This window comes from Vibrio sp. OPT24, assembly GCF_015163545.1.
GTDB classification, from domain to species: domain Bacteria; phylum Pseudomonadota; class Gammaproteobacteria; order Enterobacterales; family Vibrionaceae; genus Vibrio; species Vibrio cyclitrophicus.
Genome location: NZ_JADDYI010000078.1, coordinates 1 through 325, shown reverse-complemented (window position 1 = coordinate 325; position 325 = coordinate 1). Strand labels below are relative to the sequence as shown.

Here is a 325-nt window from a genome sequence, read left to right as displayed (position 1 = left end):
AATGGTGGGTCGTGCAGGATTCGAACCTGCGACCAATTGATTAAAAGTCAACTGCTCTACCAACTGAGCTAACGACCCAATGGTATCCCGTAGGGGAGTCGAACCCCTGTTACCGCCGTGAAAGGGCGGTGTCCTAGGCCTCTAGACGAACGGGACACTGCTAATTTATCTCTACTTTTAAAAGTAGAAACAAACCTTGAAGAACTTGGGAGTTCTTCATCTCTTTGCTTTTCTAAACCTAATCAATCTGTGTGGACACTCATCGTGGTATCTTCGTATAAGGAGGTGATCCAGCCCCAGGTTCCCCTAGGGCTACCTTGTTACG

General features: G+C 47.7%; 2 tRNA genes. Both read right to left on the bottom strand.

Annotated features, from left to right (window positions below):
- Nucleotides 1–2: 2 nt before the first annotated feature.
- Nucleotides 3–78, bottom strand: a tRNA-Lys gene (locus IQO02_RS20300).
- Nucleotides 79–80: 2 nt separating this feature from the next.
- Nucleotides 81–156: transfer RNA gene (locus IQO02_RS20295), tRNA-Glu, on the bottom strand.
- Between the last annotated feature and the right edge of the window lie 169 nt (nucleotides 157–325).